14 protein-coding genes are annotated in these 16,378 nt (G+C 66.6%); 8 read left to right on the forward strand and 6 right to left on the reverse strand.

Going from position 1 to position 16,378, the window contains the following annotated elements; genetic code table 11:
- Window positions 1–12: 12 nt before the first annotated feature.
- The 3 genes from VOI27_RS01075 (at window position 13) to VOI27_RS01085 (ending at window position 3,090) form a co-directional block, all read left to right on the forward strand.
- The gene (locus tag VOI27_RS01075; RefSeq protein ID WP_323763424.1) at window positions 13–801 is read left to right on the forward strand and encodes a type III pantothenate kinase; all 789 of its coding nucleotides are present in this window, start codon (window positions 13–15) and stop codon (window positions 799–801) included.
- The gene (locus tag VOI27_RS01080) at window positions 791–2,458 is read left to right on the forward strand and encodes a ribonuclease J (RefSeq protein ID WP_323763425.1); all 1,668 of its coding nucleotides are present in this window, start codon (window positions 791–793) and stop codon (window positions 2,456–2,458) included. Before VOI27_RS01075 ends, VOI27_RS01080 begins: the two co-directional genes overlap by 11 nt.
- 206 nt (window positions 2,459–2,664) lie before the next feature.
- A complete protein-coding gene (locus VOI27_RS01085) occupies window positions 2,665–3,090 on the forward strand; it encodes an OsmC family protein (protein ID WP_323763426.1) in 426 nt (141 codons plus the stop codon).
- Between the two features lie 53 nt (window positions 3,091–3,143).
- On the opposite strand, the gene VOI27_RS01090 is transcribed toward VOI27_RS01085, so the two are convergent.
- The 4 genes from VOI27_RS01090 to VOI27_RS01105 form a co-directional block, all read right to left on the reverse strand.
- The gene (locus tag VOI27_RS01090; RefSeq protein ID WP_323763427.1) at window positions 3,144–4,667 is read right to left on the reverse strand and encodes a DEAD/DEAH box helicase; all 1,524 of its coding nucleotides are present in this window, start codon (window positions 4,665–4,667) and stop codon (window positions 3,144–3,146) included.
- Between the two features lie 208 nt (window positions 4,668–4,875).
- Entirely contained in the window at window positions 4,876–5,820 is a 945-nt protein-coding gene (locus VOI27_RS01095; RefSeq protein WP_323763428.1) for a glycosyltransferase family 2 protein, read from the reverse strand.
- Window positions 5,817–7,637, reverse strand: coding sequence for a glycosyltransferase family 2 protein (locus VOI27_RS01100; RefSeq protein WP_323763429.1), 1,821 nt, complete (start codon window positions 7,635–7,637; stop codon window positions 5,817–5,819). Before VOI27_RS01100 ends, VOI27_RS01095 begins: the two co-directional genes overlap by 4 nt.
- Window positions 7,638–7,770: 133 nt before the next feature.
- Entirely contained in the window at window positions 7,771–9,378 is a 1,608-nt protein-coding gene (locus VOI27_RS01105) for a peptide chain release factor 3 (RefSeq protein ID WP_323763495.1), read from the reverse strand.
- Window positions 9,379–9,475: 97 nt separating this feature from the next.
- Here VOI27_RS01105 and VOI27_RS01110 point away from each other — a divergent pair, with 97 nt between their 5' ends.
- On the forward strand, window positions 9,476–9,727 hold the full coding sequence (locus VOI27_RS01110) for a Rho termination factor N-terminal domain-containing protein (protein WP_323763430.1): 252 nt from the start codon (window positions 9,476–9,478) through the stop codon (window positions 9,725–9,727).
- A gap of 110 nt (window positions 9,728–9,837) precedes the next feature.
- On the opposite strand, the gene VOI27_RS01115 is transcribed toward VOI27_RS01110, so the two are convergent.
- Entirely contained in the window at window positions 9,838–10,842 is a 1,005-nt protein-coding gene (locus VOI27_RS01115; protein ID WP_323763431.1) for a Hint domain-containing protein, read from the reverse strand.
- A gap of 182 nt (window positions 10,843–11,024) precedes the next feature.
- Here VOI27_RS01115 and VOI27_RS01120 point away from each other — a divergent pair, with 182 nt between their 5' ends.
- From VOI27_RS01120 to VOI27_RS01130, 3 genes are all read left to right on the forward strand, one after another.
- A complete protein-coding gene (locus VOI27_RS01120; protein ID WP_323763432.1) occupies window positions 11,025–11,804 on the forward strand; it encodes an SDR family oxidoreductase in 780 nt (259 codons plus the stop codon).
- A gap of 182 nt (window positions 11,805–11,986) precedes the next feature.
- Entirely contained in the window at window positions 11,987–13,045 is a 1,059-nt protein-coding gene (locus tag VOI27_RS01125) for an ABC transporter ATP-binding protein (protein WP_323763496.1), read from the forward strand.
- Window positions 13,046–13,188: 143 nt separating this feature from the next.
- Window positions 13,189–15,288 (forward strand): DEAD/DEAH box helicase, encoded by a 2,100-nt coding sequence (locus VOI27_RS01130; RefSeq protein ID WP_323763433.1) that lies wholly within the window; start codon window positions 13,189–13,191, stop codon window positions 15,286–15,288.
- Here the strand turns inward: VOI27_RS01130 and VOI27_RS01135 are convergent.
- Entirely contained in the window at window positions 15,285–15,947 is a 663-nt protein-coding gene (locus VOI27_RS01135; RefSeq protein WP_323763434.1) for a helix-turn-helix transcriptional regulator, read from the reverse strand. The two genes, VOI27_RS01130 and VOI27_RS01135, sit on opposite strands and share 4 nt — an antisense overlap.
- 201 nt (window positions 15,948–16,148) lie before the next feature.
- Here VOI27_RS01135 and VOI27_RS01140 point away from each other — a divergent pair, with 201 nt between their 5' ends.
- Window positions 16,149–16,373 carry a twin-arginine translocase TatA/TatE family subunit gene (locus VOI27_RS01140; RefSeq protein WP_323763435.1) on the forward strand — a complete coding sequence of 75 codons (225 nt, stop codon included), beginning with the start codon at window positions 16,149–16,151 and terminating at the stop codon, window positions 16,371–16,373.
- Window positions 16,374–16,378: the final 5 nt, after the last annotated feature.

Consider the following 16,378-nt stretch of genomic DNA (forward strand, 5'->3'; position numbering starts at 1 on the left):
GGGAGGTGCACGATGCTGCTCTGCATTGATTGCGGCAATACCAACACCGTGTTCGCGATCTGGGACGGCGCGCGCTTTGTCTGCACCCTGCGCACCTCGACCCATCACGCACGCACGGCGGATGCCTATTTCACCTGGTACTCGACGCTGATCAAGCATTACCGCATCGACACCGACATCACCGATGTGATCATCTCGTCCACCGTGCCGCGGGTGGTGTTCAACCTTCGGGTCTTTGCCGACCGGTTCTTCGGTTGCCGGCCGCTGGTGGTGGGCAAGCCCGAGTGCGCCCTGCCGATCCAGCCGCGGGTCGATGCCGGCACCGCGGTGGGGCCGGACCGGCTGGTCAATTCCGCCGGTGCCTTCGATCGCCATGGCGGCGACCTGATCGTGGTGGATTTCGGCACTGCCACCACCTTCGACGTGGTGGCCGAGGATGGCGCCTATGTCGGCGGGGTGATCGCGCCGGGGGTGAACCTCAGCCTCGAGGCGCTGCACATGGGGGCGGCGGCACTGCCGCATGTGGACATCAGCCAGCCCGAGAAGGTGATCGGCACCAATACGGTGCAATGCATCCAGTCCGGCGTGTTCTGGGGCTATGTCGGTCTGGTGACCGGCATAACCGAGCGGATCCGTGCAGAATATGCCCGTCCGATGCGGATCATCGGCACAGGCGGGCTTGCGCCCTTGTTCGCACAGGGGGACATGCTATTTGACACCATCGAAGACGATTTGACGATGCATGGGCTGACGGTGATCCATGCCTACAACAAGGAAAACGGGATTGCCCATGAGCAGTGAACGCATCATCTACCTGCCGCTTGGCGGGGCTGGCGAAATCGGCATGAATGCCTATGTCTATGGCTACGGGCCCGAGGACAAGGAGCGCCTGATCCTCGTCGACCTGGGGGTGACTTTCCCTGACATGGACGGCACGCCCGGGGTCGATCTGATCTTTCCCGACATGACCTGGCTGATCGAGCGCCGCGACCGGCTCGAGGCGATCTTTGTCACCCATGCCCACGAAGACCATGTCGGCGCCATCCACCAGTTCTGGGAACGCCTCGGCGCGCCGGTCTATGCCCGCGCCTTCACCGCCAATATCGCTCGGCGCAAGATGGACGAGAAGGGCCTGCCCGAAAGCACGGTCAAGACCGTCTCTGCCTGGCCCGAAACGGTACAGGCGGGGCCCTTCAAGGTGGGCTTTCTGCCGATCTCGCACTCGATCCCGGAGAGCTCTGGCCTGGTGATCGACACGCCGCAGGGCCGCGTTCTGCACACCGGTGACTTCAAGCTCGACGAGACCCCGGTTGTGGGCGAGGCCTTTGACCCGGCGCTCTGGGCCGAGGTGGCCAAGCCCGGCGTCAAGGCACTGGTCTGCGATTCGACCAATGTGTTCTCGCAGCATGCCGGCCGTTCGGAAGTGACCGTCGGCCCCGAGATCGAGACCTTGGTGGCCGGCGCCGCCGGGCTGGTCTGCGCCACGACATTCGCCTCGAACGTGGCCCGGGTGAAGACCCTGGCCGAGGCCGGCCAGCGGGCCGGGCGGTCGATCGTGCTGCTGGGGCGGGCGATGCGGCGGATGATCGAGGCTTCGATCGAGACCGGCGTGCTGAGCGATTTCCCCAAGGTGGTGCCGCCGGAAGAGGCGAGCCAGATCCCGCGCGAGAACCTGATGCTGCTGGTCACCGGCAGTCAGGGCGAGCGCCGGGCGGCGAGCGCCCAGCTGGCGCGCGGCAAGTACAACGGGCTGGAGCTGAAGGAGGGTGACCTGTTCCTGTTCTCCTCCAAGACCATCCCCGGAAACGAGAAGGGCGTGATCCGGATCATGAACCAGCTCTCCGAGAAAGGCGTCGACGTGGTCGACGACAGCTCGGGGCTCTATCACGTTTCAGGCCATGCCAACCGCCCCGATCTCGAGCGGATGCAGGACATCGTCCAGCCGCAGATGGTGATTCCAATGCATGGCGAGCACCGCCACCTGCGCGAACACGTCAAGCTGACCCAGCGCAAGGGCCGGGCGGCGGCGCTGGCGATCAATGGCACCATGCTCAACCTCTCGGGCAACCGGCCTGAAGTGGCGGGCTTTGTCGAGACCGGTCGGGTCTATCTCGATGGCGGCATCCAGGTTGGCGCGATGGACGGCATCATCCGCGACCGGATCCGCATGGCGCTGAACGGTCATGTGGTGGTGACGGTGATCCTCGACGAGGAGGATGAACCGCTGGGCAACCCCTGGTGCGAGGTCATGGGCCTGCCGGAGATCGGCCGCAGCAACGCGCCGCTGGTCGATGTGCTGGAAGAGGACCTGTCGCAATACCTCGGTCGCGCCGCCGACAAGACGTTGCGCGATGACGACAAGCTCGACGAGGACATGCGGCGGATCACCCGCAACTCCACGATGAACGAGATCGGCAAAAAGCCGGAAGTGACCGTGATCGTCAGCCGGCTGAGCTGATTTCGCCACGTCTGCGCGTGTCAAAGGCGCCGGGGGCTCTGCCCCGGAGCGACGTGAGGATTTCCGGCGAGAAGAAGCAGGGGACCTGCGCGTCGGTCGGGTTCGGGCGAAATTATTCGCGGTTCTAGGGTGCAAGCGCGGCGGGACGCTCTATTGTCTGGGAAGAGCGGCCAGAGGGCCGTGCAACCAGACAAGGGAGAGCATCCATGATCAAGAAATCCGGTTCCGCGAATTGGACAGGTGGCCTGAAGGACGGCAGCGGCACGGTTTCGACCGAGTCGGGCGTGCTGGACAAGGTCAACTACGGCTTCAACAAGCGGTTCGAGGGCGAGACGGGCTCCAACCCGGAAGAGCTGATCGCGGCGGCGCATGCCAGCTGCTACTCGATGGCGCTGTCGATGATTCTCGGCGAGGCGGGGTTTACCGCCGATGACATCTCGACCAAGGCGACGGTGTCGCTGGAGCAAAAGGACGGCGGATTCGCGGTGACGGCATCGCATCTCGTGCTTGAGGCCAAGGTGCCCGGCGCGAGCGAGGAAGAGTTCATGAAGGCGGCCAATACCGCCAAGGACGGCTGCCCGATCTCGAAGCTGCTGAATGCCGAGATCACGCTGGACGCCAAGCTGGTCTGAGGTCTGTCAGCGCTGAAATGCGAAAGGCGGGGTGAGACCCCGCCTTTTTTCCGTCAGCTGGCGCGGCGCTCGTCGAAGCTGAGCGCGATGAACTGCGGCATGTGATCGCCCATGCCCACCACCTTGCTGTCACCACCACCGGAGCGGCCACGGCCTCCCCGGCCACGCGCCGGTTTCTCCTGCGGCTTCGGGGCCTCGCTGCGTTCGGGACGCTCCGAGCGCTGGGGACGTTCCTGCGGCTCGGGGGCTGCTGCGGCGGTTTCCTTGGGCTCGGGGCGCTCTGCGGGCTCGGGGCGCTCTGCACGCTCTTGGCGTTCCGGGCGCTCTGCACGCTCAGCGCGCGGCTTGCGGCTGCGCCGTTCGGGCTTGGGCGCGGCCTCGGCCTCGGGGGTTTCGTCGGACTGAGCGCGGTCCGGATTTTCCTCGGATTTCAGAGGGTTCTCGACGCGGGGGATGTCTTTCTGCAGCAGCTTCTCGATCGCGTCGAAGTTCTTTTCATCCTTCGGCACGCAGATCATCAGCGTCTTGCCATCGCGGCCGGCACGGCCGGTGCGGCCGATGCGGTGCACGTAATCCTCGGCATGGCTGGGCACGTCGAAGTTGAACACGTGGCTCACCGAAGGCACGTCGAGGCCGCGCGCGGCCACATCGGAGGCGACCAGGATCTTGAGCTCGTTGTTGCGGAAGGCATCGAGCGTCCGGGTGCGCTGCGACTGGTCGAGATCGCCATGGATCGGCGCCGCGTCCATGCCGTATTTCTTCAGCGATTTCGCGGTGATATCCACATCCGTCTTGCGGTTGCAGAAGACGATGGCGTTGGTGCATTTCTCGCCCTCGGCCTCGATCAGCGCGCGCAGGACCTTGCGTTTCTCGCTGCCTTCGCGGTCGCGGCGCGACGCCTTGAACATCACCACGCCCTGTTCGATCGTCTCGGACGCGGTGGCCTGGCGGGCCACTTCGATGCGCTCGGGGTTCGACAGGAAGGTGTTGGTGATGCGTTCGATCTCGGGCGCCATGGTGGCCGAGAAGAACAGCGTCTGGCGGGTGAACGGCGTCAGCGAGAAGATGCGCTCGATGTCGGGGATGAAGCCCATGTCGAGCATCCGGTCAGCCTCGTCCACCACCATCACCTGCACGCCGGTGAGCAGGAGCTTGCCGCGTTCGAAATGGTCGAGCAGCCGGCCGGGAGTGGCGATCAGGACGTCGACGCCCTTGTCGATCAGCAGGTCCTGCTCCTTGAACGAGACGCCGCCGATCAGCAGCGCCTTGGTCAGCTTGACGTGCTTGGCATAGGTGTCGAAGTTCTCGGCCACCTGGGCGGCCAGTTCGCGGGTCGGGCAGAGCACCAGGCTGCGCGGCATCCGGGCGCGGGCGCGGCCGCGCGCCAGCATGTGGATCATCGGCAGGGTGAAGCTGGCGGTCTTGCCGGTGCCGGTCTGGGCGATGCCCAGCACGTCGCGGCCTTGCAGCGCGGCCGGGATGGCGCCCGCCTGAATCGGCGTGGGGGTCTCGTAACCGGCTTCTTCGACGGCCTTGAGGACTTTCGGGTTCAGATCGAGATCAGAAAATTTCGTCATGTGTGTCCGTTGTTTACGGACACCTCTGGCCCGCACGTATTTTCAGGGAGGCCCGTATGGCCCTGCGTTTTCGCAGCATGATCCCCGCGCGGGGCTTCTAACCTGCAAAAGGCGCGCGGTCAATCATGCTGCAATGCAGCGTGAACAATCGGCACGAATTGGGCCGATTGTCGCGGCATTGTGACAGATGGGGCCGGTTTTCCGCGTTTCAAGAGCCGGGAAACTGGCTTTCGCGCGCCGCGTCGAGCGCCAGGTCGTAGCGTCGCAGCAGGCCTTCGATGGCAAGACGGTCGCAGAGCGCCGGCGTGGCGACGCAGATCTCGTCGTAGAAGGCGCGCAACCCGGCCGCGCCGTCGTGGGATTCGATCTCGGTGAAGAGGTCGTGCAGGCTCAGCCCGCCGGCGGCGCGGTTGACCTGCGGCTTGAGCTCGGCGCGGTAGGAGCCCTTGGCCATGCGGTAGCGATAGGTGGTCTGCCAATCCTGCCAGCTTTGCGCATGCATGTGGCAGAGCTCGGTCTCGGACAACGCCACTTCGCCGGGGTTCTGCGCGCCCTGTACCTCGATATTGTGGATCTTGGCCCGCAGCCCGTCGATGCCGGTGCGATAGAACAGCTTGCCGGCGACATGGCTGAGGAAACCGCCGCTGAGGTGGCGGCCATAGGTGGGAAAGACCCGTTCGGCAGCATCCTGGCGTTCGGCGGGGGCGAGGTGGAAGGCCTTGAAGCTTGTCTCGGACGGGTTCTCGCCCGGGGCGGGGGCCAGCGCCTCGATCGGGCGGACGCGGGCGCAAAGGCAGCTCTCCGGCAGATCCGAGAGTTGCTCGGCAATCGGACGTTGCGGCCAGAGGAATTCGTCGACGTCGATATGCGCCAGCCAGTCGACCTCGATCTTGCGGTTATAGGCGTGGCGGGCGTTGAGGAACTGGCGCGACTGGTGCTTCTCGGGCCGGCCTTTGCGCTTGGCCCACCAGGTGTCGTCGCAGGCCACCACCTTTATCTTCGGATGCGCCTTGAGCCGGGCGATCACCGCAGGCTCCGGCGCGTCGAGGTAGATGTAGAGCCGATGCGCACCGCGCTCGAGGTGGTAGGCGGCGAAGTTCAGGATGTCGCGCTCGGGCGCCTTGATTGTCGAGACGATGCCCCAGCGGGTCATGCGGCGCCGGCGGCGGTGGCGCGGGGGCCAAAGACCTCGCGGACCCTGGCGTCGAGGTCGAGCTCCTGCGTTACCAGCATGTCGTGGCGCGCCAGCCGCTCGCGCAGGGCGGCGCTGTCGCTGCAGACCTCGTCGAAGAAATGGCGCAGTCCGGCGTCGCCCTCGGTGTCGAGCACGAAATCGAGCACATCGCCCAGCCGCATCGCATCGTCGTCCTCCGGCTTGCGATAGGAGCCGCGGGTCAGGCGGAACCTCACCCGGTCGCGAAAATGGTCGAAGCTGGCGGCATGGCAGTGCGCCAGTTTCATCCGCGGCAGGTCGGCCTCGTTGCCCACCGCCATACCGTCAAGGCGCAGCCCGTGGATGCCAAACCGGACATCGGCCAGACGGGTGCGGGCAAAGACCTTGCCGCTGGTGTGGCTGACGAAACCGCCGGTGAGATAGGCGCCGTAATTGGGGTAGATCTCGCTCAGCGCCGCGCGTGGAACGCCGGCCTGCCGGTGGCTGCGCTTGAAATGCCGTGGCGGTCCGTCCTGGGCGGCCAGAAGCTCTACCGGGCGCACCCGGGCCTGGGCGCAATTCTCCGGCATGAATCGCAGGCCGCGGGCCACCTCGACCTCTGGAAGCAGAAACTCGTCGGTGTCGAAATGGCCGAGGAAATCGAGCTCGGAGGCGCGATAGGCCTGGGTGGCGTTGTGGGCCTGCCTCAGCTGATGCGCCTCGGGGCGGCGCTTGCCAGCGGTCTGCCAGAAATCGGCGTCGCAGGTGATCACCTCGATCGCGGCGTGACCGGCGAAAAAGGCGCCGACCTCTGGCGCCGGGCTGTCGAGATAAAGGGTGACGCGGCTGGCGCCGAGATGCAGGTAATGCGCGGCGAACCGCTGGATCTCGGCCAGCGGCGCATGGGTGGTGCAGACCACGCCCCAAGTGGGCAGGGGGCCACGGCGCGGCGGCACATGGGGGACCGGCGCGGTGATCTTCGCCTCGGGGCTGTCCGTGTCGGCGGCCTGGTCGGCAGTCTGGGCGGCGTCACGGCGCTCCTTGCGCTTGCGCATGATCCGCAGGCGGCGGAACACGGTGCGCGGATCGTGGATCAGCAGGTCGAGCAGGTGGCGCGCCAAGGGCCGCAGCACGTCATCCTCGCCGGCATCGATCCAGAGCCGGCCCAGCATGTTCACGTCGAGCCCGCCGGCCGGCAGGTGGAAGGCATCCATCTCGAGCGGCAGCGGCCCGCGATCCTTGCCGGTAAGCGCGAAGGGCCGGTCGGCCGAGAGGCCGGAATAGCGGCGCTCGCTCTCGTAGAGCTTCATCGTGCCGAAGAGCACCGTCATCGCCTGGCCGACGCGGCGCTGCACTTCGGTCTGGCCGTGATCGCCAAAGGTGGTCAGCGCCGAGACCAGCCAGCGCGGATCGAGCTGGTCCAGCAGGTGGTCATGCTCCTCGGCCCAGATCCGGTGGAACAGCGCCGCGGTGTGTTCGGGCTGGCCGGATTTGCGCAGATGCGCGATCAACAGCCCGTGCAGCGCGCAAAGCTCGGAGCGCCCGGCAAGCTCCTCGCGGATCTCCAGCAGTTTGCGCCGGTTCGACGAGCGCACCGGTGCGGCGCGCAGCGGGTCGTCTGCCGGCGGCGGCACCAAGTGCGCCTTGAGCGGCGCGAAATCCACGTCGAGCCCCGGCAGGCGCTCGCGCTTGGAGAATTTCAGCGGTTCGCGGCGGGCCTCCATCTGGGCCAGCACGCCGTCGATGCCATCGTCATAGGTCGGGCTGCGCTCAGCGCTTGGGTCGGGCATGCGGTCGGGGTGCAACGTGTCATTCATGAGGCGACTTTGCAGGTTTGAGGGGCGTATTGCAATTGCCGCAGACCCGGCCCCGGCCTGTTTCATCGGACCTGCCGCGATCCTGGCCGCGGCAGGTTAAAACAAGGTTAAACCCGACAGGGAAATACGGAGATCAGACCATCATCTCCTTGGTCGCGGTCAGCGTGACCTCTGGGTAATCGCGTTCGATCCGGTCGATATCCCACTGCAAACGCGTGAGATAAACGATGTCGCCGTCATTGTCGTGGGCGATGTGCTGCTTGTTGGCATTGGTGAACTTGTCGACCGCCAGCTTGTCGCCCTGCACCCAGCGCGCCGACGTGAACTGCGACGGCTCGAAGCGCACCGGCAGGCCGTATTCCAGCTCGATCCGGCTGGCGAGGACCTCGAACTGGAGCGCGCCGACGACGCCGACGATGAAGCCCGAGCCGAAGGAGGGTTTGAACACCTTGGCCGCGCCTTCCTCGGCGAATTGCATCAGCGCCTTCTCCAGATGCTTGGCCTTCATCGGATCGCCGGCGCGGCAGGTCTGCAGCAGCTCTGGCGCGAAGGACGGGATGCCGGTGACGCGCAGCGCCTCGCCCTCGGTCAGCGTATCGCCGATGCGCAGCTGGCCGTGGTTGGGAATGCCGATGATGTCGCCGGCCCAGGCCTCTTCCGCCAGTTCGCGGTCCGAGGCGAGAAACAGCACCGGGTTCGACACCGCCATCGGTTTCTTGGTGCGCACATGGGTCAGCTTCATGCCGCGCTTGAAATGCCCGCTGGCCATCCGCAAAAAGGCCACCCGGTCGCGGTGCTTGGGGTCCATGTTCGCCTGAACCTTGAAGACAAAGCCGGAAACCTTTGTTTCCTCGGGCGAAATCTCGCGCGGGGTGGCGCGTTGCGGCTGAGGTTCGGGACCATACGTCCCGATGCCTTCCATCAGCTCCTTGACGCCGAAGGAGTTGATCGCCGAGCCGAACCAGATCGGTGTCATATGGCCTTCGAGCACCGCCTGCGGGTCGAGCTTGGGCAGCAGTTCACGCGCCATCTCGACCTCTTCGAGGAACGGCTCGAGCAGCTCGGCCGGCACGTGCTTGGCCAGAAGCGGATCGTCCAGCCCCTTGATCTCGATCGATGCAGCCACCTTGTTGCGGTCGGCGCGGTCCATCAGCTCGAGCCGGTCGTTGATCAGGTCGTAGCAGCCGATGAAATCGCGCCCGACGCCGATCGGCCAGCTCGCAGGGGTGACGTCGATCGCCAGGTTCTCCTGGATCTCGTCGATGATCTCGAAGGTCTCGCGGCTCTCGCGGTCCATCTTGTTGCAGAAGGTCAGGATCGGCAGGTCGCGCAGCCGGCAGACCTCGAACAGCTTCTGGGTCTGGCTTTCCACCCCCTTGGCGCCGTCGATCACCATCACCGCCGCATCGACCGCGGTCAGCGTGCGATAGGTGTCCTCGGAGAAATCCGAGTGGCCCGGCGTGTCGACGAGGTTGAAGCGGAAGGTCTTGTAATCGAACGACATGGCCGAGGCCGAGACCGAGATGCCGCGGTCCTTCTCCATCTGCATGAAATCCGAGCGCGTGCGCCGTGCCTCGCCCTTGGCGCGCACCTGTCCGGCCATCTGGATCGCACCGCCGTAGAGCAGGAATTTCTCGGTCAGCGTGGTCTTGCCGGCGTCGGGGTGCGAAATGATGGCAAAGGTGCGCCGCCGGGCTATTTCCCGGGGCAGGTCAGGGCGGTTTGGCGTCACGTCAAGCATGGCGCGCGTATAGAGCCTGCCCGGTCGCGGCGCAATATGGCGCGGCGTGTCCGCACCCCTGGCCTCGCGGGAACGTGCAACGGAAAGGAGCAGGGTCATGCCCAACCCCAGCATCAAGGACGAAGAGACCTATCAATCGCTGCGCGACGATGGTGCGTCAAAGGAAAAGGCCGCCCGGATCGCCAATGCCCAGGCCAATGACGAGCAGCAGCCGTCGAAGAAGGGTGGCAAGCAGCCGCCCTATGAGGACTGGACAAAGGAGGAGCTCTATGACCGGGCGCAGGAGCTCGACATCGAGGGCCGCAGCGACATGGACAAGGACGAGCTGATCGCGGCGCTGCGCAAGTAGGGGTGAGTCCGGTCTCGGAACCGACAGGGCGCGACGTGCCTGAGCCGGGCCTGAGCCCTGTGACAGGAGGCAAGGGACGAGGCCCCGGATCAGGTCCGGGGCGGGGGTGTCTAGCGGGTCGAGGCGCGGCGCAGCAGTTCGGCGGCGTCGGGGCGACTGGCGAGGCTTTCGCTCAGCTCGAAGTCGCTGCGCAGACGGTTGTCATGGGCCGGCAAGGCTGCGCTCAGGGTGGCGTCAAGCGCCTGCGGCAGGGCGGCCCGGGTGCGGGTGTCGACCAGCAGGGTCTCGGCGGCGATGCCGGCGGCATAGATGATCTGATGGTCGTCGAACAGCAGCTGGAAATACTCAACGAACCCGCCCTCGATCCGGCGCACGCTGTCGCCGTTGACCAGATGGCGCGCCTTGACCAGCACTTCTGAGCGACCGGCGCCCATGTGATCGTGGCGCTGGTAGACAAAGAGCCGGTGATCGGGGCTGACCAGCAGGTCGTCGACATTGTTGAGCGTGCCGGCGCGGATCAGGATCGGCGCGTCCTCGCCGGTGGCGCGTCGGGTGGTCTGGCCGATCCAGCGCAGCGGCTGCGGCCCGTCATCTCGGGTCAGCACCCGGTCACCGGCCAGCAAGTCCTGCACCGGTTTCTGCGCACCGCTGGCAAGGGTGATCATCGTGCCATGGGTAAAGGACACGCAGGCAACCTCGGCAAAGCGCCGCTCGGGCGTGTCGTAATCGAGGCCGATGATGCGGTAGTCGGTCTTGGCGCGCAGCGGGCCCAGCGGCAGGCCATATGTCGCCGCCACCATGCCGTCGGCGTCGACCTCGACCAGCACGATCAGATCGACGGTATCGCCGTCGTTGCACATGAAGGTGATGCAGCAATCGACATAGACCGCGCGGCCAGCCCGGCCCAGCCGCGTGCCTTCGGCCAGGTGCAGGCTGCGCGGCCCGCTCTGGCCGGTCCGCAGTTCGCGGCAGCGGGCCCCGGCGGTGAGGTGATAGACGTCGTCATGCTGCAGATCCGCGCCGAACCCCAGCGGATCGCCAAGGTTGGCGCCGTCGACGACCGTCAGGTCGCCGGACTGATACACCGAAAGGGTCTGGGTCGTACCGCGTGCCATGCCGATCTCCGAATGCCCGCGCAAGGACGGGAAAACTCTGTTACGGGGCTTACTCTGATCGCCGATTGTGGCACCACTGGGAAAACCGCCGGGCGATTTTCCGGCCATGGCGTGCAGGCGCCCGTGATTGACAACATTAGGGCAAAGCCCGACAGATGCGAAGCGGAACAGGGAGATATCTGATGGATTTGGGAATTAGCGGTAAACGCGCGGTGGTCTGCGCGGCGTCGAAAGGTCTGGGCCGCGGCTGCGCCATGGCGCTGGCCGAGGCCGGTGTCAACCTTGTGATCAACGCCCGCGGCGCCGAGGCGCTGGAAGAAACCGCGCAGGCGATCCGCGACGCACATGGCGTCGAGGTGACGGCGGTGGCCGCCGACATCACCACCGAAGAGGGCCGGGCCAAGGTGCTCGAAGCCGCGGGCGAGGCCGACATCCTGGTCAACAACGCCGGGGGCCCGCCGCCGGGCATGTGGCAGGACTGGGACCGCGAGGATTTCATCAAGGCGCTCGACGGCAACATGCTGGCGCCGATCGCGATGATCCAGGCGCTGGTGCCGGCCATGATGGACCGCGGCTGGGGTCGGGTGGTCAATATCACCTCGCAATCGGTCAAGGCGCCGATCCCGGTGCTGGGCCTGTCGAATGCGGCCCGTGCCGGGCTTACCGGCTTTGTCGCGGGCACTTCGCGGCAGGTGGCGGGCAGCGGCGTGACGATCAACAACCTCCTGCCGGGCATCCATGCCACCGACCGCGCCGTCTCGCTCGACAAGGGCGTTGCCGACCAGCAGGGGATCACCCCGGAAGAGGCCAAGGCGCAGCGCTGCAAGTCCATTCCCGCCGGCCGCTACGGCACCGCCGAGGAATTCGGCGCCGCCTGCGCCTTTCTCTGCTCGGGCCATGCCGGGTTCATCGTCGGTCAGAACCTGCTGCTCGACGGTGGCGGGGTGAACAGCACGCTCTGAACCGCGCCGGCGGATGCTTGCAGGGCGGGGCGGGGGTTGTTATCTGACGCCGAAGCCGATTGTTTTGATCGGAAAAGCGAGAGGCCCCCTTGCCGCCCGAACCCAAGCCAGACCCCAGAGCCGACGCGCGGCCCGCCCCCAGCCACGAGGCGCGGCCCGCCCCGCCGCCGCCGCGCCTTGAAATCCGCAATCTCGTGCGCAATTTCGAGGGCCGCCGGGTGGTCGACGACGTCTCGCTGTCGATCCAGCCGGGGCAGGTGACCTGCCTGCTCGGTCCCTCTGGCTGTGGCAAGTCGACGACGCTGAGGATGATTGCGGGGGTCGACATGCAGGACGCCGGCGAGATCTATGTCGACGGCCAATTGATCTGCGACACGCTGTTTCGTGTCCCGCCGGAGCGCCGCTCGATCGGGCTGATGTTTCAGGATTTCGCGCTGTTTCCGCATCTGACGGTGGGGCGCAACGTGTCTTTCGGGCTGCGCGAAAAGGGCGCCGCAGCGCGGGCCCGGGCCGAGGAGATGCTGGCCAAGGTGGGTCTCGAGCGCTTCATCGACGGCTATCCGCATGAGCTTTCTGGTGGCGAACAGCAGCGGGTGGCGCTGGCCCGGGCGCTGGCGCCGCAGCCCAAGATCATGCTGATGGACGAGCCGTTTTCCGGTCTCGACAACCGGCTGCGCGACGGCATCCGCGACGAGACGCTGGCGGTGCTCAAGGAAGAGGACACCGCCGTCCTGCTGGTGACCCATGAGCCGGAAGAGGCAATGCGCATGGCCGACGAGATCGCGCTGATGCGCGACGGGCGGATCGTGCAGCAGGGCGCGCCCTACAATATCTACCGCGCGCCCAAGGATAAGGCTGCCGTGGCTTTCTTCAGCGATATCAACGTGATCGAGAGCGAAGTTCACGGGGCGCTGGTGGATACGCCCTTCGGCGATTTCCTGGCCCCCGGTCTGCCCGATGGCGCCCAGGTCGAGATCGTGTTCCGGCCGCAGCATGTCGGCATCGACTTCGACCGTGCGGGCCAAGGCCCGCATCCCACCGCCGAGCGCGGCGTGGCGGCGCGCGGCGTGGTCGAGCGCGCGCGCTTCATGGGCAAGGAGAGCCTTGTGGAGTTCCGCATGGACCATGACGACACCACCCTGCGCGCCACCGTGCCCAACGTTTTTCTGCCCAAGAAGGGCACGCCGCTGTGGCTGTCGATCCGCCGCGACCGCTGTTTCGTCTTTCCCCGCGTGGGCTGAGCCCCGCTGCGACAGATCGCGCGCGGTGCGATTGACCATGTACATTCCCGCCGCTTTGCGTTAGGCAAGCGGTTTCGCAACCTGTCCTTAGGGGCAGATGGGCCGGCATCCTGCCCCGCCCGCCACTCAGAACGGTTTTCCACATGATCCAGACCCTGTCCGATGCGCTTGCCGAGCGTGGCTATGACACGTTGACCCCGGTGCAGACGGCAGTCACCGACCCAGAGCTTTCCGGCTCCGACCTGCTGGTTTCCGCCCAGACCGGTTCGGGCAAGACGGTGGGCTTCGGCCTCGCCATCGGCCCGACCATCCTCGACGATGACGGCCAGTTCGGCCGCGCCGCGGCGCCGCTGGCGCTGGTGGTCGCACCGACCCGGGAGCTCGCCTTCCAGGTGACGCGCGAGCTTGACTGGCTCTATGGCAAGACCGGCGCGCGGGTCGCCTCCTGCGTCGGTGGCATGGACATGCGCGACGAACGCCGCACGCTGGAGCGGGGCGCGCATATCGTCGTGGGCACCCCCGGCCGGCTGCGCGACCACATCCAGCGCGGCTCGCTCGACATGACCGAGCTGCGCGCGGTGGTGCTCGACGAGGCCGACGAAATGCTCGATCTGGGCTTCCGCGAAGACCTCGAGTTCATGCTGGGCGAGGCGCCGGAAGAGCGCCGCACGCTGCTGTTCTCGGCCACCGTGCCGCCGATGATCGTCAAACTGGCGCAGAACTACCAGCGCGACGCGGTGCGGGTGACCACTCTGGCCGAAAAGGGCCAGCACGCCGACATCGCCTATCAGGCGCTGCGGGTCGCCCAGCAGGACGCCGAGAACGCCATCATCAACGTGCTGCGCTATCACGACGCGCAGAACGCCATCGTCTTTGCCAACACCCGCGCCACGGTGAACCGGCTGACCGCACGCTTTGCCAACCGCGGCTTTTCCGTCGTCTGCCTGTCTGGCGAGCTGAGCCAGACCGAGCGGACCCATGCGCTTCAGGCGATGCGCGACGGCCGCGCCCGGGTCTGCGTCGCCACCGACGTGGCGGCGCGCGGCATCGACCTGCCCAATCTCGAACTGGTGGTGCATGCCGAGCTGCCGTCGAACTTCGAGAGCCTGCTGCACCGCTCGGGCCGCACCGGCCGCGCCGGGCGCAAGGGGATTTCCGCCCTGATCGTGCCGCCCAAGGTTGCCAAGAAGGCCGAGCGGCTGCTCAAGATGGCCAAGGTGTCCGCCGAATGGACCGTGGCGCCCGGTGCCGACGAGATCCTGCGCCGCGACGAGGAGCGGCTGCTGAACGATCCCACCTGGTCCGAGGCGATCCGCGAGGACGAGAGCGAGTTTGCCAAGCGCCTGCTCGACCTGCATACGCCCGAGGCGATCGCCGCGGCCTATCTGCGGCTGGCCCGCTCGCGCCATTCCGCGCCCGAGGAGCTCTCCGATCCCAACACCCGCCCCGAGCGCAAGGAACGCAAGCCCTTCGGACCAAGCGCTTGGGTGGCGCTCTCGGTGGGCCGCGATGACCGCGCCGAGGCGCGCTGGATCCTGCCGTTGCTGTGCCGTGCCGGCGGGCTCGACAAGGATTCGATCGGCGCCATCCGGGTGCAGCAGAACGAGACCTTCGTCGAACTGACCGAGGCCGCGCTGCCGAGCCTGATGGCGACGCTTGGCGCCGACAACGTGCTGGATGAAAACGTCACCGTCCGCCCCGCCGAGGCGCCGCCGCAGGGTCCGCGCCCGCCGCGGGACGACCGCGGACCCGGCAAGCCGCGCCAGAAGCGTGACTTCGACGGCCCGCGTCCGAAGCGCGATTTTGACAGCCCGCGCCCAAAACGCGACTTCGACAGCCCGCGCCCGCCGCGCGACGAGGCTCCGAAAGCGCCGCGTCCGGCACCGAAAGAGTACAAGCCCGCCGATCCCGAGACCCACGGTCCGGCCAAGAAACGCGCCAAACCCGCCGAGGCACCGCGCCGCGACGACAAACCGCGTGGCTTTGACAAGGGGCCGAAAGCCGGCGGTGGCAAGCCGTTCAAGCCCGCTGGCAAGCCCGGCGGCAAACCCGGTGGCAAACCTGTGCCGGGCAAGGCGCTGGCAGGCAAGGCTCCCGGTGGCAAGGGTCCGGGGGCGAAGGGCTTCAGCAAGCCCGCCAAGCCGCGCGCCAGTGCCTCCGATACCTCCAAGCGCTTCACCCCGCCGGGCAAGCCCGCCGCCCCCCGCAAGGGCGGCAGCCAGCCGCCGCGCCGCAAGCCCTAACGGCCCGGCCGCGCGTGGTAATCCTGTAGTCTCTTGCCCGGCTCCTCGACAAAGAGGCCGGGCAGGGGCGCCAATGTCTCGATCTGGTCGATGCGGAAGCTGGTGAAATCGCCGAGGCTCTCGCTCCAGCCGACACAGGCCCAGATCCGCCCCCAGTAGCGCAGTTCCAGCGGCCGCAGGTCGTGCCGCGTGCCGTCCTCGAGCGTGATCCGCAGCTTCTGCCGCGACCGGATGGCGGCGCGAAACGCCGGCATGTGGCGAAAGCCGCGCGCCGCCGCCTCGAACGGGTAGGCGGCAAAGGCGAACTGCGCCGGGGCCGCGTGATCCTCTGGCAGGAGTGCGTCGATCTTGGCCGAGAGCGCGCGTGCCGCCTCGGCCATCTCATCCTCGCCGGATTGCGCCACCACCGCGAGCCCCAGGTGCAAGGCCTCGAGCTCGGCATCGGTGAGGTTGATCGGTGGCAGGGTGATTGCCGCCTGCGCCGAATAGCCCAGGCCCCGCTCGCCGATCACCGGCACGCCGCTGTCGATCAGCGTGTCCATGTCGCGATAGATCGTGCGCACCGAGACGCCGAGATCGCGCGCCAGATCCTCGGCGCGGTGCAAGGTGCCATCCTTCAGACGCTCCATCAGTCGGTACAGCCGATCGGCCCGTTTCATGCGTGATTCGCTCCGCGGTTTCGCCCATTACTGACATTAATCTGTCACCTGACACCTGAATGTCAGAATGCGCCCGAAATTGCCACGCCCCGTGCCCCTCAATAGGGTGTTTTGCCACTTTCAGGGCCGGGGCGAAGGCTTTATGCACGATACCGAGAAGCCGCGCGGCTGGCGCGGAAGCGAGAGGTGGAGACAGAACCCATGCTGAACAATATCGGCCTTCCCGGCCTTCTTCTGATTGCCGTCGTCGTGCTGGTGCTCTTTGGCCGCGGCAAGATTTCATCGCTGATGGGCGAGGTGGGCAAGGGCATCACCGCGTTCAAAAGAGGCGTGAAGGACGGCAGCGAAGAGAGTGACGAGCTGGATGACAAGACCGGCGACACCGCCAAGGACGTCACCCCGCACGACGAAAAAGACAAGGTATAAGCCCC

The organism is Marinovum sp. (assembly GCF_034669705.1).
In the GTDB taxonomy this organism is placed as follows: Bacteria; Pseudomonadota; Alphaproteobacteria; order Rhodobacterales; family Rhodobacteraceae; genus Marinovum.